Annotated in this window: 17 protein-coding genes; 10 read left to right on the forward strand and 7 right to left on the reverse strand. The window is 73.4% G+C overall.

Translation table 11 applies throughout. The annotated features are described in order from the left end of the window. Positions 1–125: 125 nt before the first annotated feature. The gene (locus ACH4E8_RS27175) at positions 126–857 is read right to left on the reverse strand and encodes a TetR/AcrR family transcriptional regulator (protein ID WP_398452804.1); all 732 of its coding nucleotides are present in this window, start codon (positions 855–857) and stop codon (positions 126–128) included. Positions 858–1178: 321 nt separating this feature from the next. Here ACH4E8_RS27175 and ACH4E8_RS27180 point away from each other — a divergent pair, with 321 nt between their 5' ends. After that, on the forward strand, positions 1179–3422 hold the full coding sequence (locus tag ACH4E8_RS27180; RefSeq protein WP_398452807.1) for an MMPL family transporter: 2244 nt from the start codon (positions 1179–1181) through the stop codon (positions 3420–3422). Between the two features lie 60 nt (positions 3423–3482). On the opposite strand, the gene ACH4E8_RS27185 is transcribed toward ACH4E8_RS27180, so the two are convergent. Together ACH4E8_RS27185 and ACH4E8_RS27190 are read right to left on the reverse strand one after the other, a co-directional pair. Further along, a complete protein-coding gene (locus tag ACH4E8_RS27185) occupies positions 3483–4451 on the reverse strand; it encodes an alpha/beta hydrolase (RefSeq protein ID WP_398452810.1) in 969 nt (322 codons plus the stop codon). Between the two features lie 322 nt (positions 4452–4773). Further along, complete coding sequence (locus ACH4E8_RS27190) at positions 4774–5961, reverse strand: GDSL-type esterase/lipase family protein (RefSeq protein WP_398452812.1); 1188 nt, start codon at positions 5959–5961, stop codon at positions 4774–4776. Positions 5962–6148: 187 nt separating this feature from the next. Between ACH4E8_RS27190 and ACH4E8_RS27195 the strand changes: the two genes are divergently transcribed. Both ACH4E8_RS27195 and ACH4E8_RS27200 read left to right on the forward strand, forming a co-directional pair. Continuing rightward, complete coding sequence (locus ACH4E8_RS27195; protein WP_398452815.1) at positions 6149–6556, forward strand: RidA family protein; 408 nt, start codon at positions 6149–6151, stop codon at positions 6554–6556. A gap of 545 nt (positions 6557–7101) precedes the next feature. Beyond that, positions 7102–7884 carry a class I SAM-dependent methyltransferase gene (locus ACH4E8_RS27200; protein WP_398452817.1) on the forward strand — a complete coding sequence of 261 codons (783 nt, stop codon included), beginning with the start codon at positions 7102–7104 and terminating at the stop codon, positions 7882–7884. A 46-nt stretch (positions 7885–7930) separates the two neighbouring features. Here ACH4E8_RS27200 and ACH4E8_RS27205 read toward each other — a convergent pair whose 3' ends face one another. Further along, a complete protein-coding gene (locus ACH4E8_RS27205) occupies positions 7931–9169 on the reverse strand; it encodes a cytochrome P450 (RefSeq protein WP_398452819.1) in 1239 nt (412 codons plus the stop codon). A 674-nt stretch (positions 9170–9843) separates the two neighbouring features. On the opposite strand from ACH4E8_RS27205, the gene ACH4E8_RS27210 reads away from it, so the two are divergent. The 4 genes from ACH4E8_RS27210 (at position 9844) to ACH4E8_RS27225 (ending at position 13797) form a co-directional block, all read left to right on the forward strand. Beyond that, a complete protein-coding gene (locus ACH4E8_RS27210; RefSeq protein WP_398452821.1) occupies positions 9844–10341 on the forward strand; it encodes a transglycosylase SLT domain-containing protein in 498 nt (165 codons plus the stop codon). 435 nt (positions 10342–10776) lie between these two features. Continuing rightward, entirely contained in the window at positions 10777–12882 is a 2106-nt protein-coding gene (gene fusA / locus ACH4E8_RS27215) for an elongation factor G (RefSeq protein WP_398452823.1), read from the forward strand. A 157-nt stretch (positions 12883–13039) separates the two neighbouring features. Further along, positions 13040–13435 (forward strand): tetratricopeptide repeat protein, encoded by a 396-nt coding sequence (locus ACH4E8_RS27220; protein ID WP_398452826.1) that lies wholly within the window; start codon positions 13040–13042, stop codon positions 13433–13435. Continuing rightward, positions 13402–13797, forward strand: a complete 396-nt coding sequence (locus tag ACH4E8_RS27225) for a hypothetical protein (RefSeq protein ID WP_398452828.1) — start codon at positions 13402–13404, stop codon at positions 13795–13797. Before ACH4E8_RS27220 ends, ACH4E8_RS27225 begins: the two co-directional genes overlap by 34 nt. A 403-nt stretch (positions 13798–14200) precedes the next feature. On the opposite strand, the gene ACH4E8_RS27230 is transcribed toward ACH4E8_RS27225, so the two are convergent. Further along, positions 14201–14824: a restriction endonuclease gene (locus ACH4E8_RS27230; RefSeq protein ID WP_398452829.1), complete on the reverse strand. Its 624-nt coding sequence runs from the start codon at positions 14822–14824 to the stop codon at positions 14201–14203. Positions 14825–15315: 491 nt separating this feature from the next. Between ACH4E8_RS27230 and ACH4E8_RS27235 the strand changes: the two genes are divergently transcribed. After that, entirely contained in the window at positions 15316–16554 is a 1239-nt protein-coding gene (locus tag ACH4E8_RS27235) for a S8 family serine peptidase (protein WP_398452831.1), read from the forward strand. Between the two features lie 73 nt (positions 16555–16627). On the opposite strand, the gene ACH4E8_RS27240 is transcribed toward ACH4E8_RS27235, so the two are convergent. Next, complete coding sequence (locus ACH4E8_RS27240; protein ID WP_398452834.1) at positions 16628–17875, reverse strand: Cmx/CmrA family chloramphenicol efflux MFS transporter; 1248 nt, start codon at positions 17873–17875, stop codon at positions 16628–16630. A 232-nt stretch (positions 17876–18107) separates the two neighbouring features. Here ACH4E8_RS27240 and ACH4E8_RS27245 point away from each other — a divergent pair, with 232 nt between their 5' ends. Together ACH4E8_RS27245 and ACH4E8_RS27250 are read left to right on the forward strand one after the other, a co-directional pair. Beyond that, positions 18108–18704 (forward strand): TetR/AcrR family transcriptional regulator, encoded by a 597-nt coding sequence (locus tag ACH4E8_RS27245; protein ID WP_398452836.1) that lies wholly within the window; start codon positions 18108–18110, stop codon positions 18702–18704. 150 nt (positions 18705–18854) lie between these two features. Then, entirely contained in the window at positions 18855–20117 is a 1263-nt protein-coding gene (locus ACH4E8_RS27250; protein ID WP_398452839.1) for a glycosyl hydrolase family 28-related protein, read from the forward strand. A gap of 326 nt (positions 20118–20443) precedes the next feature. Here the strand turns inward: ACH4E8_RS27250 and ACH4E8_RS27255 are convergent, their stop codons facing one another. After that, positions 20444–23716: a BTAD domain-containing putative transcriptional regulator gene (locus tag ACH4E8_RS27255; RefSeq protein WP_398452841.1), complete on the reverse strand. Its 3273-nt coding sequence runs from the start codon at positions 23714–23716 to the stop codon at positions 20444–20446. Positions 23717–23824 lie beyond the last annotated feature (108 nt).

A 23824-nucleotide genomic window follows, 5' to 3' on the forward strand; every position in this document is an offset into this window, starting at 1 on the left:
GGGGGGGGGGGGGGGGGGGGCCGCGGGTCTGCGGGGCGGGGGCGGCACTGTGGGGCTGGTTTCGGCGGCCCCGGGGGGCGGGCGGCCCCGGGGCCCGGCCCCCCCCCCGGCGGTCCGACGTCCCGTCAAGCCGTCGGAATCCGACGGTGGACGTCTTGGACCAGGTGGCTCATGGACACCCGGAAGACCTCGGCCTGATGGCCGCCCATGAACGAGGTGTGCCCGAACACCTCCAGCACGACCAGGCCGTGCATGTGCCCCCAGGCGCGCAGCATCAGGTGCACCCCGGCCGGCGGCAGCACGCCCAGCCCGCTCGGCGACAACTGCCCCAGGTGCGCGATGAGCTCCGGCGAGGGCCCGGGCATGTCGGCGGCCGCCAACTGCTCCGTCGTGAAGCCGGCGAACAACTCCCGTTGGAAGATCCCGCTCATGCGCTGCAAGGCCCGGGTGGTGGGGCCGCCGGGCGGCGCCGCGTAGCCGCGCAGCGGTGACCCGTAGATGAGCTGGAACCGCTCGGGGTGGGCGATGGCCCACCGGCGGTAGCCCTCGGCCGCGTGCACCAACCGCGGCACGGACGGGTCCTCGTGCGCACGGTCGACGGCCGCGAGCACCGCGTCGGCCAGGTCCTCGTACGCCTTGGTGATCAGCGCGGTGACGAGGTCGTCCCGGCTCGCGAAGTAGTGGTACAGCGCCTGCACGGTCATGCCCAGGTCGCGGGCGACCGCGCGCAGGGACAGGGCGTGCGGCCCGTTCTCGACGATGTGGCGCTCGGCGGCGCCCAGGATCTCCTGAGTGGCGACGGCCCGGCGCCGTTCGCGCAGGGTGGGCACTTTCGCGGTGGCTTCGGCGGGAGACATGACTCGACCGTACGCCGGCCCGTCGTGTGCCGTCAGCGAAAGTCTCACACCCGTAAAGAAATTCTCACACTGCCAAATCTTCTGCCGTCTCACTACCGTCGTCGCAGTGACGAGGAGCGCGGACGCGCGATCCCCTCCCGTCCCGAGTCGGCCTCTGCGCACCCGTGTTGGTGCGTTCCGGTCCGCCCACCGACGCCCCCACGGGCGGCACCCGGCCCCGGACCGGGGAGGCACTGCTTCCTCACCGTCCTTCACTGTCTTTCGCCACCTTTCACACCCTTCACCGTCCTGCACCGTGGACTGCACACAAGGAGAACGTGCGTGTTTGAACGCATAGCCGAACTGACGATCCGCCGGTCCAAGCCGGTGCTCGTCGTCGCCGCCCTGCTGGTGGTGCTGATGGGCGCCGTGGGAGCCGGCGCGTTCGGCAAGTTGGCCGGCGGCGGCTTCGACGACCCGGCCGCCGAGTCCACCCGGGCCGGGCAGGCGATCGAGGAGGAATTCGGCGGGGAGACGAACCTCGTCCTGCTGGCCCGGACCGCACAGGGCCGCGTCGACGCGCCAGCCGCCGAGCGCAGCGGCCGGAGCTTGGTCGCCGCCCTGAAGGAGGAACCGGGCCTCGGCAACGTCATCTCGTACTGGGACGCCCAGAACCCCGCCCTCCGTTCCAAGGACGGCCGCGAAGCCATGGTCCTCCTGCACGTGAAGGGCGACGAGAAGGAACAACAAGAGGTGGTGGAGCAACTTGTCGACACTCACGCCGGCTCCCGGGACGACGGGCTCACGGTCCGGGCCGGTGGCGCCGCCGCCGTCAGCAGCGACCTGTCCACGCAGGTCGGCAAGGACCTGCTGCTGGCCGAGGCGATCGCCGTGCCCCTGACGCTCCTGCTGCTCCTGGTCGTCTTCGGCAGCGTCGTCGCAGCCCTGCTGCCGCTGCTCATCGGTGTCATCGCGGTCGCCGGCACGTTCGCCGTGCTCGCCGTACTCGGCGGCGTCACGGACGTCTCCACCTTCGCCGTCAACCTGACCACCGCGCTCGGGCTCGGGCTGGGCATCGACTACGCGCTGCTGATGGTCAACCGGTTCCGGGAGCAACTCGGCACGGGCGCCGCAGTGGACGAGGCCGTACGGCACACCGTGCGCACCGCGGGCCGTACGGTCGCGTTCTCCGCCGCGACGGTGGCCGTGGCGCTCGCCGCCCTGCTGGTCTTCCCGCAGTACTTCCTGCGGACGTTCGCCTACGCCGGGGTCGCGGTCGTCGTCATCGCCGCCGTCGGCACCCTGTTCGTGATGCCGGCCGTGCTGAACGTGCTGGGGCACCGGGTCAACAAGGGGCGGGTGCCGCTGCCGAAGCCGGGGCGCGCCGGCACCCGGGCGCCGCTGTGGGGACGGCTGGCGCGCACCGTCATGCGCCGGCCCGCACTCACCTCGCTGCCCGTGCTCGCGGTCCTGCTGGTGGCCGCGAGCCCGCTGCTGGGCATCGGCTTCGGCACGCCCGACCAGCGCGTACTGCCCGAGGACGCCGGCAGCCGCCAGGTCGCCACGGCGCTGGAGCGCAACTTCGAAGGCAACGACGACGCGGCCGTCCGCATCGTCATCGACGGGCCCGTGGACGGCGCCGCCCTGGGCGCGTACGCGACCCGGCTGTCCGACCTCAAGGACGTGATCCGGGTGGAGGCCGCGACCGGGACCTACGCGAAGGGCTCGACCGCGTCCGCCGGCCCGGGCGCCGCGGCCCTCGGCCGGCCCGCCGCCCAGCGGATCAACGTGGTGACCGCGCTCGCCCCCAAGTCGAACGAGGCCCAGGACCTGGTCGAGCAAGTGCGGTCCGTCGCACCGCCGCAGGGTACCGATCCGCTGGTGGGCGGCACCGCCGCCGAGCAGGTCGACTCCAAGGACGCGATCGCCGACCGGCTTCCGCTGGCCGTCGCGCTCGTCGCCCTCACCACCTTCTTCCTGCTCTTCCTCTTCACCGGCAGCGTCGTCCAGCCGCTGCGCGCGCTCGCCCTCAACCTGGTCAGCCTGGGCGCCGCGCTCGGCGTGATGACGTGGATCTTCCAGGACGGGCACCTGTCGTCCCTGCTCGGATTCACCCCGCAGCCCATGGACGTGTCGATGACGGTGCTGCTGTTCTGCATCGCCTTCGGCCTCTCGATGGACTACGAGGTGTTCGTCACCAGCCGCATCAAGGAACTCCACGACCAGGGCGCGGACAACGAGTCCGCGGTGGTCGACGGCCTCGGGCACACCGGGCGCATCGTCAGCGCGGCGGCCTGTCTGCTGGCGGTCAGCTTCCTCGCCTTCGGCACCGCGGAGGTGAGCTTCATGCAGATGTTCGGCCTGGGCACCGGGCTGGCCATCCTGATAGACGCCGTCGCCGTGCGCGGCGTGCTGCTGCCGGCCGCGATGCGACTGCTCGGCCGCTCGGCCTGGTACGCGCCCGGCCCGCTGCGCGGGTTCCACGCGCGGTTCGGCCTCAGCGAAGGCGATCCCGCGCCGGTCCGCGCACCCGCCTCCGGGGCGTCGGAGTCGAAGTCCCGGGCGAACAGCGCGCCGGGAGTCTGAGGGCGCGTCCGCACGGTCGGGTCCGGTGCCGTCCCCCGGGCCCGACCGTCGGGTCCGGGGTCAGACGGTGCCCAGGGCCCGGCTGAGGGCGTCGATGGCCTGGGTGATGGCGGCTTCGGCCGCTTGGGTGCCGCGCAGCGCGTTGAGCATCACGAAGTCGTGGATGATCCCCTGGTAGCGGGTGGCCGTCACCGGCACGCCGGCCGCGCGGAGCTTGTTCGCGTACGCCTCGCCCTCGTCCCGCAGCACGTCTGCCTCGCCGGTGATGACCAGCGCGGGCGGCAGGCCCGCGAGCTGCTCGGTGCTGGCCCGCAGCGGGCTCGCGGTGATCTCCGCACGGGCGGCGGGGTCGGTCGTGTACTGGTCCCAGAACCACTGCATGGCGTCGCGGCGCAGGAAGTAGCCCTCGGCGTACTGGCGGTAGGACCCGGTGTCGAAGGCGGCGTCGGTGACGGGGTAGAACAGCACCTGCTGGACGAGGGGGACGCCGCCGCGCTCCTTCGCCATCAGGGTGAGGGCGGCTGACATGTTGCCGCCGACGGAGTCACCGGCGACGGCGATGCGGCTGGCGTCCAGGCCCTTGGCCGCGCCGTCGGTGACGACCCAGCGGGCGACGGCGTAGTTCTGCTCGATGGCGACCGGGTAGCGGACCTCGGGCGAGAGGTCGTACTCGGGGAAGACCACGGCCGCGTGGACGCCGACGGCCAATTCCCGCACCAGCCGGTCGTGGGTGCGGGCGTTGCCGAACACCCAACCCGCCCCGTGGATGTAGACGATCACCGGAAGGGTTCCGGTGACCCCGGCGGGCTTCACGATCCGGGCCCGCACGGAGCCGGTGGGGCCGCCGTCGACGGTGATCCACTCGTCGTCGACGGCGGGTGCTTCGACGTCGCCGGACTGCACCTCGTCCACCGTCTTGCGGCCCTCCACCGGACCGAGGTCGAAGAGGTACGGCGGGTTCGCGGTCGCCGCGGCGAACTCCGCGGCGGCCGGTTCGAGCACGGGGGAATTCGGAACGTACGCGGACATGGTCACAGCCCCTTTCAGGCTACGAGGGGGTACGGACCTCCGATGCGGCCGAAACCCGCCCACCTTGCCGGTGAACCGGCCGACTCCGTGCGCCGCCCCGGCCGCGCCGCGGTCGGGAGGCCCGAAGACCCACCTGTCGGTGCCCAGCTCCAGCACTGTGCAGGACCCGGGTCCGGCACGCAGCGGGACGCCGCCCGTGCCCGGGTCCCGGGGGTTCACCCGTGCATTGATCGCTTCCGCAGGAAGCTTCGCAAATTCTCCCGCTCCACGGCTGTGCTGATCGTGCACATCCCTGGTCCGAAAGTGCACATTTCAACGATGCTCATGCGCCGGGTCCGTCGTTCGGTGCCGCGAAGGGGCCGTCGGCCGCGAACGCGATGCGGGCGAAGTTCTCGGCGATGCGCCGGTGGCCCGCGGCGTCGGGGTGCACCGCGTCCGGCAGCGGCAGCTCGGCGTGGTCCGCCTCGCCGTAGAGCTCGCGTCCGTCGAGGTGGTGGAGGTGCGGGTCGTCCGGCGAGCGCTGCGCCACGATCCGGGCGAGCGCGTCGCGGATCACGCGGAGCGTCAGGCGTCCGGTGGCGACTTCGGCCGGGTCGCCCGTCGCCTTGAACCGCGGGGCGCCGCCGGAGAAGTCGGGCATGAGGGGGCCGGGGGTGTCCTCGTGGACGGGGCAGAGCACCGACGAGACGACCAGCAGGGGCGTCGTCGGATGCCCTTCCCGGATGGTGTCCAGGAAGCCGTGGACCGCGGGGACGAAGGCCCGCAGCCGCATCGCGTCGGTGTTGACGACGTTGATGCCGATCTTGACGCTGATCAGGTCGGCGGGGGTGTCCCGCATCGCCCGGGCGGTGAACGCGTCGAGCAGCGCACCGCCCCCGAAGCCCATGTTCACCAACTCCACCCCGCCCTGCGCGGCTGCCAGCGCCGGCCAGGTGGTGCTGGGGCTCGCGGCGTTCGAGCCGTGGCTGATCGAGCTGCCGTGGTGCAGCCACACCCGCCGTCCGTGCTCCGGCGCCGGCTCCACCGGAGCGTCGGTGCGCAGCGCGATCAGCTCGACGCCCTCGGTGTGGGGCAGCCAGATCTCCACGGTCTTGTCGCCCGGGGGCAGCTCGGCGAACCGGGCGGTGCCGGGCGGGCCCTCGTGCACCTCGACGGACTGGGTGGCGAAGTCGATCGTGCGGACGGTGCCGCCCGGAACGGTGGCCTGGCCCGTGAGCCGGCCGTCGACCAGCAGGTCGTAGGGGCCGTCCGGGGGAGTGGGCAGGCCCTGGTAGGCCCGCTTTACGGGCAGCGCGTCCAGCGCGACGGCGGTGGCGCGGGTGCGGAAGACCAGCCGTACGCCGGACGGCTGGGCCTCGGCCATCGTCAACTGCTCGTCGGGGATCTGCCGCCGGGCCGCCGGCGGCAGCCGGTGCGGCAGCAGGCCGTGCGCGGTGCGCTCCAGGTCCAGCGCCCCGCGCAGCAGATCAGCGGTGACGGGGGTGGTGATCCAGTCGTCCTCGGTGCTCATCGCCTCAGCCTAGATGTCGGGTCCCGGTGACTCCCACCGGCTTTCTTCCTGCCGGGCGCTGTCGTGAGCTGCTCGGTCACCACGGGGTTCCCAGGTCACCGGAAAGTGCGTTCTTCCACGTCAGGCTTGGCTCTCCTACGGTTTCCCAGTAACCAAGAGAGATCGCGTGTGCAAGGAGTCGTGCAACATGCCCATCAGCCTGATCAACCCCGGCGGACTGCCCGAGGTCGAGGTCTACAAGCAGGTGTCGATCGCCACGGGGTCGAGGTTGGTCCACGTCGCGGGGCAGGTCGCGGTGGACCCGGACGGGAACACCGTGGGCGCCGGCGACCTCGCCGCCCAGGTCGAGCAGAGCTATCTCAACGTCGGGACCGCGCTGGCCGCGGCCGGCGGCTCCTTCGACGACCTCGCGAAGCTCAACGTCCACGTCGTCGGTTGGACGCCCGACCAGATGCCCCTGCTGCTGGAGGGGATCGCCCGGGCGGCCCGCAGGATGGGCACCACCCCGATGCCGCCGGCCACCCTGCTGGGCGTCGCGGCGCTGGCGAGCCCCGACTACCTCGTCGAGGTCGAGGCCACCGCGGTCCTGGACTGAACCCGCCGCGACGACGGACCGACCCCCGCCGCTCGGTGCGGTGGGGGCCTGCGGTGCCGATGAGGCCGGTGGGGCCGTCAGTCGGTCGGCGCGTCCGGGGCGGCGAGGAGGACCACGCGCTGGTCGCCGATGGCGTGCGGACGCCACGCGAAGTGGTCGCGCGCAGCCGGACGCAGCTCCCGACGCATCCTCGCGTGCCCGGGTGGCCCTCGTACCAGAAGTTCACCGGGGTGGAGACGGCCGCCCGCCCGGTCTGGGCCGCGCCGCGCACGGAACCGGGGGTACGAAGTGGGGGCGCCCCCCCATGCTCGGGGCCGGCCCGGGACGCACGCATCACGGAGGGGCACCGAAGCATCGGGGCCGTCAGGCGGAGAGGCGCGCCGCCCGGACCGGGGCCGTACCGCTCCCTCACCCCCCGGCGGCCCGCGCCGGCCGGGCCGGCAGGGCGCCGGTGTCCGCCCGGGACGGCCCGTCGAGCGCGAAGGACCGGTTCACCTTCAGGAAATCCGGATGACGGCTGCCGCCCCGTCCGGCATGCTCGGTCCGTGTCCAGCTTCGAAGATCTTGTCGCCGAGGGCGCGGCCGTCCCCACGGAGGGCTGGGACTTCTCCTGGTTCGCCGGCCGCGCGAGTGAGGAACGCCCGTCCTGGGGGTACGCGGGGCTGCTCGCGCAACGCGTGGCGCGGGCGCGGGCGGTGCTCGACATCCAGACCGGCGGGGGCGAAGTGCTCGCCTCGGTGCCCGTCACGCCACCGGTCCTGGCGGCGACGGAGTCCTGGCCGCCGAACGTGGACATCGCCCGACGCCGGCTGGCGGAGCGCGGCGGCACGGTGGTCGAGGTCGACGACACGGCGGACCTGCCGTTCCCCGCCGACCACTTCGACCTGGTGGTGAGCCGACATCCGGTGGCGACCCGTTGGGACGAGGTCCGCCGGGTGCTGCGCCCGGCCGGTACGTACCTCTCCCAGCAGGTGGGGCCGGGAAGCGTGCGGGAGTTGACCGACTTCATGATGGGGCCCGGCGCGGTGGCGCCCCACCGGCCCCTTCCGGAACTCACCACGTCGCCCGGAGCGAGCGCGATGGCCACGGTCGCCGTGGCCGAGGCGGCGGGCCTTGAGGTGGTGGACGTGCGCCAAGAAGCGCTGCGGATGGAGTTCCACGACGTCGCGGCGGTGGTGCACTTCCTGCGCAAGGTGATCTGGATCGTGCCGGGCTTCACGGTGGATGCGTACCGCGAACGACTGGCGGAACTGCACGACTTCACTCGGCGCCACGGGCCCTTCGTGGCCCACTCGCAGCGCTTCCTCATCGAGGCCCGCAAGGGCTGACCGGCGGGCGGAGCCCCGTGCCCCCGCCCACCGGTGCGCCGCATGGTTACACCGCTCGCCAGGTGACGGGGAGTTCGTGGACTCCGTAGACGTTGGTGTGGTCGCGCATCGGCACCTGCTCCGGCGGCACGGCGAGACGCAGCGTCGGGAACCGGTTCAGCAGCGCCGGTATCGCGACGCGCATCTCCACCCGGGCCAGTTGCTGTCCCAGGCACTGGTGGATGCCGTGGCCGAAGCCCAGGTGCCCGTTGGCCGCGCGGCGCAGGTCGAGGGCGTCGGGCTCGGGGAAGCGCTGGGGGTCGCGGTTGGCCGCCTCAACGGAGAGGGTGACGGACTCACCGGCCTTGATCAGGTGCCCGTCCACGCGCACGTCCTCCAGGGCGGCCCGCACCCCCGTCGGCGCGATGGTCAGATAGCGCATCAACTCCTCCACGGCACCGTCGACGAGGTCCGGATCGCCGCGCAGGGCGGCGAGTTGCTCCGGGTGGCACAGCAGGGCGAAGGTGCCGTGCGCGATCATGTTGGCGGTGGTGTCGAGGCCGGCCGCCAGCAGGAAGCCCGCCACGCCGGTGAGTTCGTCGTCGGTGAGGTCGCCGGTGGTCAGATCGCTGAGCACGTCGTCGGTCGGCTCGGCGCGCTTGCTGAGGACCAGTGCCCGTACGTACTCCTGGAGCGCGACGTAGGCGGCGGTGCGCTCCTCCTCGCCGGCCGTCAGGTCCATCAGCGGCGCCGTGTGGCCCTGGAGGACTTCCCGGTCGGAGGTCGGGACGCCCAACAACTCGCAGATCACCAGCGCGGGCACGGGCTGTGCGAACGTCCGCACCAGGTCGACCGAGGGCCCTTGGCTCGCCATGAAGTCCAGCTGCGCCGCGGTGATCTCCTCGACGCGGTCGGTGAGTTGCCGCATCCGCCGTACGGTGAACTTTCCGGCGAGCAGTTTTCGGTAGCGGGTGTGCTCCGGGGCGTCGATGCCCGTCATGTCGCCCAGTGGCGCCGGGGGGAGGCCGCCCTCGTAGGGGCCGGGCAGCGGGAAGTGGATCAGCTCGTACCGCGAACTGAACCGCTGGTCGCCGAGGATCGCACGGACCGCGGAGTAGCCGGTGGCCAGCCAGCCGAGGTGGCCGTCGGGGTAGGTCATCCGGCGGAGCGGCTGCTCCTCGCGGTACCGCGCGAGGTCGGCCGGCGGGTCGAAGGGGCAGCCCTTGGAGCGGTCCGTCGGTAAGCCGGACAAGGGGCTCGCTCCCCCCAGGGGATCGGTGACCCTCGTGGATGCTTCGTCGTGCATGCGTGTCCTCCTATAAGGGATCGGAAGCCGGCGGCCGGGGCGAGCGACGCCCTGGTGCGCGGATCGCCTCGACCACGCGGTGATGGCTCCATTGAGCTGCCATGCTAGGCCACCATGGTGCCACTGTCACGCCAATGGCGCCATTCTGGCTCCATCTCGCCATCTCCTTGTTTGCCGGCTTCAGGGTGCCTGATGCGGGCGATGTCTTCTTGTGTGGCGCCATCGGCTCAGATTTTTGTGCCGGATTGGCTTGGATTGGCGTCACTCCTGGCGTGCGCGATTTCCGCCCCTCGGGCGGAGTGCCGGGTTCCCTGCGTCGACATCGCGCCGTGAAAATTTGGACAAACTATAACTTTTCCTCTAATTCCTGAGCGAAAGCGGGTGTTGGTGGTCAGGTGGGGAGAGTTCGCCGCGCAGTGGGCCCTTATTCCGTGACGGAACCGTGATGGGACGCACATCACTTACGAGCCCGCTTAGTGGATCGCTGCCGGTGCGCGGGCCCTGCGGAGGGGCGCTGGCGCCAGGCCGGCCGCCGATGCTCCCACTATCGCGCTTAGCAAAGAGGTCGTTGTCAGGATTCCGCGCTGCCGTTAAGAATCTGGCGCACCGCCGCCACCGGAGCGCTTTACGGCTCCTGTCCGTGCGCGGCTTCCCCACTCGAAGGGTGCTTCGGCATGTCCACTACCCGTCTGCGCATTCGCCGCCCGCTCGCGGCCCGCAAGACCACCGTCGGAGGTCTCGCCGTCGCCGGCGCCGCGGCGCTCGCCCTCTCCCTCGTGCCCGGGACGGCATCGGCCGCCACCACGACCGCCGCCCCGGCCGCCACCGCCACCGCGGTCGCCACGGCCTACCCGAACAACCTGAACGGTTGGATCACGGAGGCCCTGGACGTCATGGCCGCCAACGGCATCCCCGGCAGCTACGACGGCCTGCACCGGAACATCATGCGAGAGTCCAGCGGCAACCCGCTGGCCATCAACAACTGGGACATCAACGCCGTCAACGGCACCCCGTCGAAGGGCCTGCTCCAGGTCATCGACCCGACCTTCCAGGCGTACCACGTCGCCGGCACCCCGAAGGACCCCTTCCACCCGGTCGCCAACATCGTCGCCGCGGCCAACTACGCCGCCGACCGCTACGGCTCGATCGACAACGTCTTCGGCGCCTACTGACCCGCCCCCACCGATCCGCCGGATCGCCGGCGGTGACCTAGCGGGCCGCAAATGCGTTGCCCCGCACCCACCCCGTCTCACTAAACTCGCACCGCACGCCGCCACCACATCGCGGCGAGCGGGAATCCACGACGAGTCGAGACGAGGGGAGCAGGCCGTGCGTCAGCGCATCAGCCCCACCGCTCCCCGTGCCCGCTACGACGTGATCCCGGTGTCCTCGCGCTCCCGGTGCCGGCTGCGCGCCCGCCACCGGAAGTCCGTGCCGAACGCCTGACGCCCTTGAGCCCCCGCCGCCCGGCGGAGCCGTGCCCCGTCCCCGGGTGCACCGCCCCCCCGGGCGCGGGCTCGGGGCGCGCGGCCCCCACCCGCGGGCCGTGCCGTTCCGTCCGTCCATCGCGCTGACCTGTTCCCGAAGACCTCGGAAGGCCAAGCGCCGTGCGCGACGACCCGACACGCCGTACCACCACCGACCTGACCGCCGTCCGCAACCTGGGCATCCTCGCCCACGTGGACGCGGGCAAGACCACCGTCACCGAGCGGATCCTCTACCTCACCGGCGCCACCCACAAGCGCGGCGAGGTCCACGACGGCACGACCGTCACCGACTTCGACCCGCAGGAGCGCGACCGCGGCATCACGATCTTCGCCGCCGCCGTGAGCTGCGACTGGGACGGCCACCGGATCAACCTGATCGACACACCGGGCCACGTCGACTTCGCCGACGAGGTCGAGCGCTCCCTGCGCGTGCTGGACGGCGCCGTCGCCGTCTTCGACGCCGTCGCCGGCGTGGAGCCGCAGAGCGAGTCGGTGTGGCGCCAGGCCGACCGGTACGGCGTACCGCGCATCGCGTTCGTCAACAAGATGGACCGCGCGGGCGCCGACCTCGACGCCGCGGTCCGCTCCATCCGAGAACGCCTGCACGCCGTCCCGCTCGCGGTCCAACTGCCCATCGGCAGCGAAGGCGGCTTCACCGGAGTGGTGGACCTCGTCCGGATGCGCGCCCGGCAGTGGCGCGCTGGCGACGACGCCGTCACCGACGCACCCGTACCCAACGGGTTGCGGGCCGAGGCCGTACGCCGCCGCCGACAGCTCGACGAAGCCGTGGCCGAACTCCACCCGCAAGCCCTGGAGGAGTACTGCACGGGCGCCGCGGTCTCGGACGCGACCCTCGCCCGTGCGCTGCGGGAGCTGACCCGCAGCGGCGCGGCCGTGGCCGTGCTCTGCGGCTCGGCGTACCGCAACATCGGCATCGAACCCCTGCTGGCGGCGGTGGCCGCCTGGCTGCCCTCGCCCCTGGACGTACCACCGGTACGGGGCGGGGCCGCCGGCGCCGGCGAAGAGCGGGCCGCCGATCCGGGCCAGCCCTTCACCGGACTGGTGTTCAAGGTGACCGCGACCCCCACCGGGCGGCTGACCTTCCTACGGGTGTACGCCGGCACGCTCCGCCGCGGCGACGTCGTCCTGGACGCCGGCGCACGGCGCAGCGAGCGCATCGGCCGGATCCTGCGGGTCCGGGCCGGCCGGCACGCCGAGGTGGAGTCGGCCGTCGCCGGCGACATCGTGGCCGTGGTCGGGGTCAAGGCCGCCCGGGCGGGTGCGACCCTGTGCGACCCGGCTGCGCCGCTGGTGCTGGAGCCGCCGCCGGTCGCCGACCCCGTGGTTTCGGTGGCCGTCGAGGCGCGCCGCAGCCTGGACACCGACCGGCTGGCGCTGGCGCTCGCCCGGCTCGCCGAGGAGGACCCCTCGCTGAGCGTGCGCACCGACGCCGAGACCGGTCAGACCGTGCTGTCGGGGATGGGGGAGCTGCACCTGGAGGTGGCCGTGGAGAAGATCCGCCGCGACCAGGGCCTGGAGATCGGCGTCGGCCGGCCGCAGGTCGCCTACCGGGAGACCGTCGTCGGCACGGTGTCCGGGCTGGTCCACCGGCACGTCAAGCAGGACGGCGGCGCCGGCCAGTTCGCGCACGTCGTCATCGACGTGGCCCCGCTGCACCCCGATGGGGCCGGCGGCGCCGGGGCCGGGGACGCGGAGCACTTCGCGTTCCGGTCGACCGTCACCGGCGGACGGGTGCCGCACGAGTTCGTCCGCGCGGTCGAGGCGGGCTGTCGCGACGCCCTGGCCGAGGGGCCCGTCGGCGGCCACCCGGTCACCGGGGTGCGGGTGACCCTCACCGACGGCGCCACCCACGTGAAGGACTCCTCCGAGACGGCCTTCCGCACCGCGGGCCGCTTCGCCCTGCGCGAGGCGCTGCGCACCGTGCCCATGGCGCTGCTCGAACCGGTGGTCGAGGTCACGGTCACCGCGCCCGACGACGCCGTCGGCGCGGTTCTCGGGGACCTCGCCGCGCGCCGGGGCCGGGTGACCGGCTCCACCACCCGGGCCGGCACCTCGGTGGTCACCGCCACGGTGCCGCTCGCGGAACTGTTCGGATACGCGTCACGGCTGCGCGGCCGGACCCAGGGCCGCGGCACCTTCACCACCCGGGCCACCGGGTACGCGCAGGTCCCGGCGGGCGCCCACCCGCAGTCCGCGCCGACGTAGGACCCGCACCGCCAGCGGGTGCCCCCGTGCAGCACCGCACGGGGGCACCCCTCGCGGGCCCCGCCCGAACACGCCCGTACGGACTGCGGGTCGGGTAGCGTCGGCGCCGCAACGCCCCCTTGAGGGCCGGGCGTTGGAGGTCTCTCGAAGCGTGGGGGTGGCGCGATGTCAGGGGGGCGGACGAGGGCACGGGGCGACCGGGGCGGGCGGCGGCGCGCACCCCCGGACGCTCGACGCCCTTAAGGACGGCCGGATCGCCGCCGAACGGGCCGGGAAGGCGGGCCGCCCCGACGAAGCCGCCCGTCGCTACCGACGCCTGGTCGCCGCAACGACACCGCTGCTCGGCCCCGACCACCCCCGGGTGCTCCACCTGCGCCACCAACTCGCCCACTGGACGGGGGAGTCGGGGCAGCCGGACACCGCGATCGCCATGCTCACCGACCTCGCCGACGACCAAGAGCGGCGCCAGGAACTGCAGAACTGCTCCGCGGGGAGCCGCACTTCACCCCGGCCAGCGACGTGTTCTCGCTCGGCACCCTCCTCGCCCGGTTGAGCCTCGGCCGCAGCCCCTGGGGCACGGACAGCGCGTCCGTGGTCCACGCCATCCGCTCCGGCACGCCCGACCTGACGGGTCTGCCGCCCGCGCTCGCGCGGATCGTCCGCGAGTGCCTGCGCGCCGACCCGGCCGCGCGCCCCGCGCCCGCACAGGTCACGACGGCGCTGGTGCCCGGCGCGGACAGCGGCGTCGTCCATCCGCCCCGGCTGACCCCGCAGGCGCGGGACCTCGTCGCCGAACACACCACCCTCGCCGCGACGCAACGGCTCCCCACGCTCGGTTACACCCGCCACGCCGACACGACCACGCTGCCCCCCCTCATCCGTCTGCGGGTCACAGACGGGGTTTTAGGGGCGTAGGAAAACGGCGGCTACGTCCACCCGCACAGGGAAGCGCGCGGGCTTTTGCGGACGCGACCCAGTGCCCGCCCGTCCATGGCCCGTCGGGACGACCGCATCGAACCCGGGCGTGCTTCGTACGTGAAGCGGAACGGGGGAGAGGCGAGTGCGAGGCCGATTCCACGCGGAGGAGGCGGACCGCGCCGAGGACGGACACCGGAACCGACGGGGACCCGAGCACCACTTCCCCGACCGACTACCCGGGTGCGCGGTACGCCGGCGACGGACCCGGCGGCGCTGACGTGGCGCGAGGACCGGTTGGTGAACGGGCTGCGCGAATTGCCCGTCGACTGCTGACGGACTGACGGACTGACGGACTGACGGACTGACGGGCTGACGGGCTGACGGGCTGCGCAGGGCGGCGTCAGGACAGCGGAGAGGGGCGACGGGGCGGGGGCAGGGCGCGCAGGAGTTCCCACAGCGGGGTCGAGCCGGCGGCCCACTCGCCGAGGAGGTGCCGGTCCACGAGGTGGAGCCGCTGGGAGCGGGCGAACTCGACGGCCTTGGCCGTGATGCGGCCGTTGGTGACGAGGACGACGACGTCGCCGTGGTGGACCGGACGTCCCGTCCCGTTGAGCACGTGCAGGTCGGGCGTGCCGACCGCGGAGCCCTTCAGGCCGGCCTTGCGGTGCTTGCACTGGAGCACCCACAGCCGGCCGAAGGGGTCCGTGGCCTTGACGTCCGCGCCGTTGTCGCCGGCCCCGCCGACCCGGGTCGCATCGGCGCAGCCGTCCCGGTGCATCAGGTCCCGGACCGCGTCCTCGAACTGACGGTGGTGCAGGGCGTCGATCTGCGGCAGGGCGTAGCGCAGTCCCTGCTGCCGCACCCGTTCCCACCGCTGGTGCTCCTGCCGGCGTCGTACCCAGGCGACACCCGACATCAGCGCGGCGGCGAGCAGGACGAAGCCCACCACCGGGCGCTCGACGAGCCAACGCGCCACGGCCACCGATGCGCTGACGGCGCCGACCAGCAGGACGCCCCACAGCACGAGTCCGTCCGAAGCTCTCCCGCGCCGGGCCCGACCGGGACCCCTTCGGCGCGGCCGGGGCCGCGGCCGGCTGCGCTGTCGGTGGCCCTGCGGGCGCCGCCGAGGGGGCCGGCGCGCGCTCATCGGGTCGTCCTCGCGTCGTGCGTCACCACGTTCTCCTCATCCCGAAGCCGCCTCGGATCAGGCCCGTCCACCCGGAACTCCTGTGTAGCGGGAACCCGCCCCACGGCACACGGGAGTTACCGCTCCTTGACGGAAAGTGGTCGGGTGGCCGGTTTCTGCGTCGGTGATCGAGCGGAAGGCTGCAACAGGGGTGCCCTCTTGTGGAATGCGCGAACTCCCGTCAATCTTTGGTGCGGCAGCAGGAGTTGACATGCTCCTGACGTCTTTGGGGTGCGTTACGACGCATCCGCGGACGGCCCCGGGCCACCGTGCCCGGAACCGCCCGCACTCCCCCCACCAGCGCACCATCGACGAGGAGGAACCCTCAGATGGCAGTGACGCAGCACGACGGACCGCGGACCGCGGGCCGTTCGCGGCGCAAGCTCTCTCCCCTCGGCGCGGCCCTCGCGGGCGCCCTCACCCTGGGCCTCGTGACCGCGCTCCCCGCGACCGCCGCGCCCGAACCCCAGCGCGAAGGCCGGATCGTGGACGCCGGAGCACCCGGCGCGGTCAAGGACAGCTACATCGTGACCCTGCGGGACGGCGGAGTGCGGTCCGCCTCGGCGGAGGGCAAGGCGATCGCGAAGAAGTACGGCGCGAAGATCGAGCGCACGTACAGCACCGCGCTCAACGGCTATGCCGTCAGAGTCTCCGAGGCGCAGGCGAAGAAGCTGGCCGCGGACCCCGCGGTGGCCGCCGTGGCGCAGGACCAGACGGTCAGCATCCAGGCCACCCAGACCAACCCGCCGTCGTGGGGGTTGGACCGGATCGACCAGAAGCGGCTGCCGCTCGACCAGCGTTACACCTACCCGGACTCCGCCGGGCAGGGCGTGACCGCGTACGTCATCGACACCGGCGTGCGGATCTCCCACCGGGACTTCGGCGGCCGGGCCGTGAACGGCTACGACGCCGTGGACAACGACAACGTCGCCCAGGACGGCAACGGGCACGGCACCCACGTCGCGGGCACGGTCGCCGGCACGTCGTACGGCGTGGCCAAGAAGGCGAGGATCGTCGCCGTGCGCGTCCTCAACAACAGCGGTTCCGGCACCACCGCGCAGGTCGTCGCCGGCGTGGACTGGGTGGCCCGCAACGCCGTCAAGCCGGCCGTCGCCAACATGAGCCTGGGCGGCGGGGCGAACACCACCATCGACAGCGCGGTGCGCCGGGCCATTGCCGCCGGCGTGACCTTCGCCGTCGCGGCCGGCAACAGCAACGCCAACGCGGCCAACTACTCGCCGGCGCGGGTGACCGAAGCCATCACCGTGGGCTCCACCACGAACACGGACGCCCGCTCCAGCTTCTCCAACTACGGCTCCGTGCTGGACATCTTCGCCCCGGGCTCCGGCATCGCGTCCGCCTGGCACACCAGCGACACGGCGACGAACTCCATCTCGGGCACGTCGATGGCGTCGCCGCACGTCGCCGGCGCCGCGGCGATCTACCTGGGGGCGAACCCGTCGTCCACGCCCGCCCAGGTCGCCTCGGGCCTGATCGCCGCCGCGAGCACCGGCGTGGTCACCAACCCGGGCACCGGCTCGCCGAACCGGCTGCTGAACGTCGGCTGACGTAGCCTTCCCGCACCACGGTCCGAACGTGGCCGGCTACCGCACTGTGCGGTAGCCGGCCACGCCCGTGCAATCAGCCGTCGTGGCGTACGACGGCGTCCACGCGAGGTGCGGTCGTTCGTGCGGACGCCGCCGGTGCGGACGCGGCGGCCGCCCGGCCGGCCATTCGTGCGTCCCGGCGCTCCAACCGGCCCGCCCACACCGCGCAGGCCAGTCCGGCGAGGCCGAGTGCGGCACCCACCCAGGCGACCGAGGTGTAGCCCCAGTTCGCACCGATCGTCGCGGCGCCCAGCGCCGGGGCCACGGTGTTGCCGATGTTGAACGCCGCGGTGTTCGTGGCCCCGACCAGGGTGGGGGCCCCGGGGGCGAGCGTGAACACCCGGGACTGGAGCGCGGGGTTGGTGACGTACCCCGCGAACCCGAGGACGAAGACCAGGACCAAGGTGACGGCGACGTGCCGGGCGGTGAGCGCGAGCAGCGCGGACGCCGCGACGAGCACGACGAACCCGGCGATCAGGGTGCGCACGCCGTGCGTCTCGGCCAGCCGTCCGCCGGCGGTCATCCCGATGAGCCCGCCGACGCCGAAGAGCGCGAGGACGGCGGGCACCCAGCCCTCGGGCAGCCCGCTCACCTCCGTCAGCAAGGACGCGAGATAGCTGAAGGTGACGATGACGGCCCCGAAGGCGAAGGTGGTGACGGCGTACGACAGCCACAGTTGCGGTCGGGCCATCGCCCGCAACTCCGACCGCACGGTGGTGGCCTGTCCGGTGGCGCCGCGTCCGCCGGGGACGGCGGCCAGGGTGCACAGCAGGCTGACGAGGGTGAGCGCGGCCACGCCCCAGAACGCGGCCCGCCAGCCGGCGAACTGGCTCAGCACGGTGCCGGCCGGGACCCCGGCGATGGTGGCGAGGGTGAGCCCGGCGGCGACCACCGCCACCGCCCTGCCCTTGGCGTTCGAGGGGACCAGCGCCACGGCCGTGGCCACCGCCACGCCCCAGAAGCCGGCGTAGGCCAGTGCGCTGACGACCCGGGTGACGAAGAGGAGTCCGTACCCGGGTGCGAGCGCACCCACCACGTGCGCGGCGATGAAGACGGCCTGGAGCGCCACGAGCGCGGTGCGGCGCGGCCAACTGAGGGTGGCGACGGCGAGCAGGGGCGCGCCGACCACCATGCCGATCGCGAAGGCGGAGATGAGCAGGCCGGCGTCGGGGATCGAGACGCCGAGGTCGTCGGCCATGTCGGGGAGCAGCCCGGAGAGCATGAACTCCGAGGTCCCCTGGGTGAAGATGCCCAGTCCGAGGACGTAGACGGCCAATGGCATGAAAGTTCCTCCGGGGTGCGGGTGGGGTGGGTCAGGGCGACACGGCGAGCCGACCGCGGCCCGGCGGTGGCGAAGGGCGGGCCGCGGAGCATGACGCTAGCACGTTATGAAGCGGCTGCTTCAAAACGTTTTCGCCCGGGAGGCAAGGGAGTTGGCGGCGGCGGGGCGTCGTCGCGGCGGCGGACTGGACGGGTTTTCGTGCGACCGCTCCAAAACTTGTTAGGGTCGGAACATGGCCAGGCCCAGGAAGTTCGACGAAACCCGCGCGGTCGGCTCGGCGATGGACGCCTTCTGGCGCCGCGGCTACCGGGCCACCTCCACCCGCGACCTGAGCGAGAGCACCGGCATCGGCCCGTCGAGCCTGTACAACACCTTCGGCGACAAGCGGCAGCTGTATCTGCGCTCCCTGCGCCAGTACTTCGACACCCGGACCGTCGCGCAGACGGCGGCGCTGCGCGCAGCGGGATCGCCCCGGGCGCGGATCCGGGAGATGATGGCCGACGCCGTCGACCTCGACCTCGCCGGCACCGGACCCGCCGGCTGCTTCTCCATCAAGGCGCTCATCGAGATGGGCCACAGCGACCCGGACGTGGACGCCGAGTTGGCCCGGCACTTCGGCGCCGTGGAAGAGGCACTGCGCGAGACCGTCGCGGACGGGCAGGCCGCGGGGGAGTTCGCCCCGGACGGCGACCCGGTCGTGCTCGCCCGCCGGGTGATGAGCACGTACTACGGACTGCGGGTGCTGGTCCGGATCCACCAGGACCGGGAGGCGCTGTTGGACGTCGTCGACAGCGCGCTCGACGCATTGGGGCCGACCGCCACTCGGTGATCGACGCCCGCGCGCTGCGCGGCCCGATCACCGCGGTCCGCTGGCACCCCCGTCACGTGTGCCCGATGATCTTCGGGCGGACGACCCGCGTGGGGTGTGCCCCCCCGGTCGTGCCGCCGCAGCACACCGTCCGAGGAGAGGTCCAGGCCCATGACCGACACCGAACGAACCCGCCGGCAACAGGAGAGCGTCCTGAGTCGCCGGGCCGCGCTGCTCGGCGCAACCGCGGCGGCGGTCCCGGCAGTCGCCGTCACCGAGGCCACCACCGCGCACGCCGCGCCGACGCCGGTTCTGCCCGCGGGCGGCACGAGCTGGATCGACGTGACCGCCGCGCCCTACGGAGCCAAGGGGGACGACGCCTCCGACGACGGCGCCGCGCTCCAACGCGCCTTCGACGCCTGCCCGGAGGGCGGCACGGTGTACCTGCCCACGGGCAAGTACAAGACGACGCGCACGCTGCACATCCGCCGCCGCAACATCACCATCCGCGGCACCCACGCCGGCCGCTGGCCGTACGAGACGGCCGCGCCGTCCTGCATCAAGCCCATGTACGAATCCTTCACCGGCCCGGCGCTGCTGCGGATCGAGGACCGCAGCGAGCGCGGCGACGAACTGGACGTCGACGGCGTGCGGCTGGTGGACCTGGCGCTGAACGGGGTGTCCCAGAAGGGCGGCGTCCACGGGCTGCACGCCAGCGGACTCGTCCGGGACCTGCGCATCGACCGTTGCACCTTCTGGCAGTTCACCGGCCACGGCGTCTACACCAGCCGGGTCACCCGCGCCGACGGCAAGGGCTACTTCCCCAAGGGGTGGCGCCTGAACGAAGTCACGTGCTGGAACCTGAAGCCCGGTGCGAACGGCTTCCACCTGGAGCCCTTGACGGACGCGCAGCTCACCGACTGCCTCGCCGGCGAGTGCGACACCGGCTTCTACCACTACGCGCCCGGCGACGTCACGTACACCTCCTGTCGCAGCGTCTTCAACCGCAACCACGGCTACCACCTCGACCGCTACAGCGACGGCATCATCTACAACGCCTGCTCCACCGACCGCAACGGCGGCGACGGCTGGCACCTGAGCGCCCGCGAGGCGGCGAACCGCCCCGTGCTGATGACGGGGTGCTACGCGCGCCGCGACGGCCGCCACGACCCCGGCGGCGGCGCGGGCCTGCGGGTCGCGGGCACCGCGAACACGCCGCATCCCCCGGTGATCGTCGCGGGCTTCGTGGCCACGACGGGTCGGAACGACGCGGGCGACGGCCAGCACTCGCCCGCGTACGGCCTCCGCAACACGAACGGCGGCTTCACGTCCGTGAGCGGAGGGTACTTGGAGGGGGTGGTGGCCGGCACGCTTGAGGAGGGCGGCGTCCTGACCCACGACGCATCCGTCCGCACACAGCGCCCGCGCCAGTAGCCCCGGCGCCCCGGTGACGGGTTGACCGCGCAGTTCCGCCGCCTCGTCCCCAGAGGGCCCGGGGGACCACCAGCGTCCCGGGGGTGGATTGCCTCGATGCTCACCTGCAGGCCGGTGGAGGGTTGTTCGCGCAGTTCCCCGCGCCCTTGATGTGCTTGCCCCAGTTGGGTACGTGCAGGGGGACTGTTCTACGGCCGGAGGGTACGGGAAAGTGCTGGCCTCTGAGCATGAGCGACATGTGCCGTCCCGCAGATGACTGACAACCCCCAAGCCCCCAGGGGCGCGGGGAACTGCGCGAACAGGACTCCGCTGGGGGCGGGCGGGGGTCACGGTGGTGGGTCGTCGGCGATGCGCAGTGCCTCGGGCACCGGCGGAGACGAGAGCGCCGCGGCCGGGGAAAGCGCCGCGCCCCGCGCGAACGCCGTCGTGAATCCACGCTCGCCCAGACGCGAGCGCGTCGTCGACTCGGCGCGGCTCACGTCACCCCGCTCCGCCGCGGCGAGCGGCGCGCCCGTGGTCGCGCGGGCACCATGCGCCGCACCCAGGAGCAGCGCCGCCGCCTCGTCCGCGCCCGCGAGGGCCAGCGCGCAGGCCAGGCCCTCCAGGGCGAGTGCGACCGCCCGCAGGTCGCCGGTGGTGCGGGCGACTTCGTACCCGGCCCGCTGCCGCCGCAAGGCTTCCACCGCGTCCCCGCGCATCTCCGAGGCGAAGCCCAACTCCGCCAGGATCAGCGCGTTCCCGCCCTCCAAGCCGACCTTCCGGTGCCAGTCCAGCACCTCCTGCATGTGGCGCTCCGCCGCGTCGAGGTCGCCTTCCCGGCGGGCGCCGAGGCCCAGCCCGATGAGGGCGTTGATCTCGCCGGAGCGGAAGTCCAGCGCGACCGAGGCGCGCAGCGCCTGTTCGTGGTGGTCGCGTGCGGACGCGAAGTCGCCCGTGAGGAGGGCGAGTCGGCCGAGCCCCGACAGCAGCTCCGGCGTCTGGGTGGACAGCCCGAAGCGCCGCGCCGTCGCAAGGCCCTCCTCCCGCAGCCGCCGGGCCGTCGCGTACTCCCCGTGGATCTCGGCGACCGCCGTCAGCGGGAAGACCAGCCGCAGCTTCCCGCAGTCGTCGCCCAACGCGTCGAACAGCGCCGCGCCCCGCGTCGCGTCGCCCTGCGCCCCCGCCAAGTCGCCCCGGAGCAACCGCTGCACCGCACGGTCCGCCAGCGCGGCCGCTTCGCCCCACCGGTCGCCCGCCGCCCGGAACCCGTCGAGCGCCGGCCCGGTCAGCGCCTCGCTCGCAGGTAGGTCACCGGTGCCCTGGAGCGCGTGGCCCAGGAACCAGCGGGCCCGGGTCAGCGCCGTGCCCGCGGCGGCGTCTCCGCACTCCCCGGCCGCCGCGGTCTCCTCCAGCGCCGCGGCGATCCACGACGCACGCTCCGCGCTGTCCCCGGCCATGATCGCGACACCGGCCCGCAGCACGGCGACCCGGGCCCGCAGCGCGGCCGGGCCGCCCGGCGCGTCGAGGACGTACGTCAGGTACCGCCGCGCCTCGGCGAGTCGGCCCCGCAGCACCCAGTACCACGACAGCGCGTCCACGAGCCGCAGGGCCCGCTCGACGTCGCCCGCCGAGACGGCGGCTTCGACGGCCCAGCGCAGATTGACGTTCTCCGCGTCCAACCGGGTCAGCCACGCCAACTGCTCCGCGCCGCGCAGCAGCGGCGCCACGGTTTCGACGAGCCGGGTGTCGTGGTCCAGGTGCCGGGTCCGCACGGCGTCCAACTCGCCCGCTTCCCGCAGCCGCTCAAGGCAGTACGCCGCCACCGACTCCAGCAGGCGGTACCGGGTGCCGTCCCCGGTGACCTGCACCAGGGAGCGGTCCACCAGCCGGGCCAGCAGGTCCAGTACGTCGACGTCGGCCACCCCGTCGCCCGCGCACACCGCCTCGACCGCTTCGAGGGTGTAACCGTCGGCGTGCAACGCCAGTCTGCGCAGCACCGTCCGTTCGGGGGCGCCCAGCAGCTCCCAACTCCAGTCGATCATCGCTCGCAGCGTCTGCTGGCGCGCGGGGGCGCCCCGCCGTCCCGCGCTCAGCACCCGGAAGCGGTCGTCGAGGAGGCTCAGCAGCCGGTGCACGCCGAGGGCGCGGACGCGGGTCGCGGCCAGTTCCAGAGCGAGCGGCAGCCCGTCCAGCCGTCGGGCGATCGCCTCGACGGCCGCGCGGTTGTCGTCGCCGAGCCGGAACCCGGGCGCGCCGGCCGCGGCCCTGGCCGCGAAGAGTTCCACCGCGCCCCGCACGGACAGCGGCGGCACCGCCCACAGGGTCTCCGGCGCCAGCGCCAGGGACTCCTGGCTGGTGGTGAGGACGACCAGCCCGGGGGCCTCCCGCAGCAGCCGTTCCACGAGCGCTGCGGCCCGGTCCACCACGTGCTCGCAGTTGTCGAGGACCAGCAGCATCCGACGGCCCCGCAGCACCGCCGCGAGCCGGTCGTCCGCCGAGCCCGGCGGCCGTGCTCCCCACACGCCGTCGTCCCGCAGACCGAGGGACGCCGCCACGACCTCCGCCAGGTCCCCGCCCGCACCGGCCAGTTCGACGAGCCAAGCGCCGTCGGGGAAGCGCTCGACCATCCGGTGCGCGACCGCGAGCGCCAACCGCGTCTTGCCGACGCCGCCCGGCCCGGTGAGCGTCACCAGTCGACGGCACGCCAGCAGCCCGCAGACCTCGTCGACCGCCGTGCCACGGTCCACCAGGTCGTCGAGCGGGGCGAGGACGTTGGTGGCGGGCGCGGCGGCCCGTGCCGAAGGCGCATCCCGCGCCGGCCGCACCCCGCCGTCCGGGCGGGGCGACGCGTCCAACTCGGGGTCCTGCCGCAGCATCGCCGTGTGCAGGGCGACCAGTTCGGGGCCCGGATCGAGCCCCAACTCGTCGGAGAGCCGGCGCCGGAACGACTCGTACGCCGCCAGCGCTTCGCTCTGCCGTCCGCTGCGGTACAGCGCCCGCAACTGGACCGCCCGCAGCCGCTCCCGCAGGGGGTGGCGCGCCACCGGCTCCCCGAGCTCGGCCGCGACCGCCACGTGCTCGCCGCGGCCCAGTCGCGCCTCGGCCCGGTCCTCCACGGCGGCCAGGCGCTCCTCCTCCAGCCGGTGCGCAGCGGCCCGTACGAACGGCTCGTCGGCGAAGTCCGCGAACGCCGGCCCCCGCCACAGCGCCAGCGCCCCGTCCAGCAGCCGCACGCGCTCCGCGGCGTCACCTTCCGCCCGCGCCCGCTGCACCAGCGCCCGGAAACGGTCGGCGTCCACCGCGCCGGCGGACGCCACCAGTTGATAGCCCGGCGCCCGGGACGCGACGAGGCCCCGGCCGCCCGGCTCGGCGTCCTCCAGCACCCGCCGCAGCTGCGAGACCTTCGCCTGAAGCGCCCGCAGTGGATTGCCCGGCGGACGATCGCCCCACAGGTCGTCGACGAGGCGGTGCACGGCCACCGGGCGGGCCGGATCGACCAGCAGCGAGGCGAGCAGGGCCCGCACCTTCGCCTCGGGGACCCGCACCGGCTGTCCGTCGGGGCCCCAGACCGCGACCTCCCCGAGCACGCCGAACCCGATGCCCGAAGCCCCGCCCTCCACGCGCCTGCCCAACTCCCCGCGCACGCCGCCCCTCTCCCGTCGACCACGCCGCTGACTGCCGCTCGCCACCCTGTCACACCGTCCCCGACCTGGTCCGAACACTTCCCG

This window comes from Streptomyces sp. NPDC017979 (assembly GCF_044328175.1).
In the GTDB taxonomy this organism is placed as follows: Bacteria; Actinomycetota; Actinomycetes; order Streptomycetales; family Streptomycetaceae; genus Streptomyces.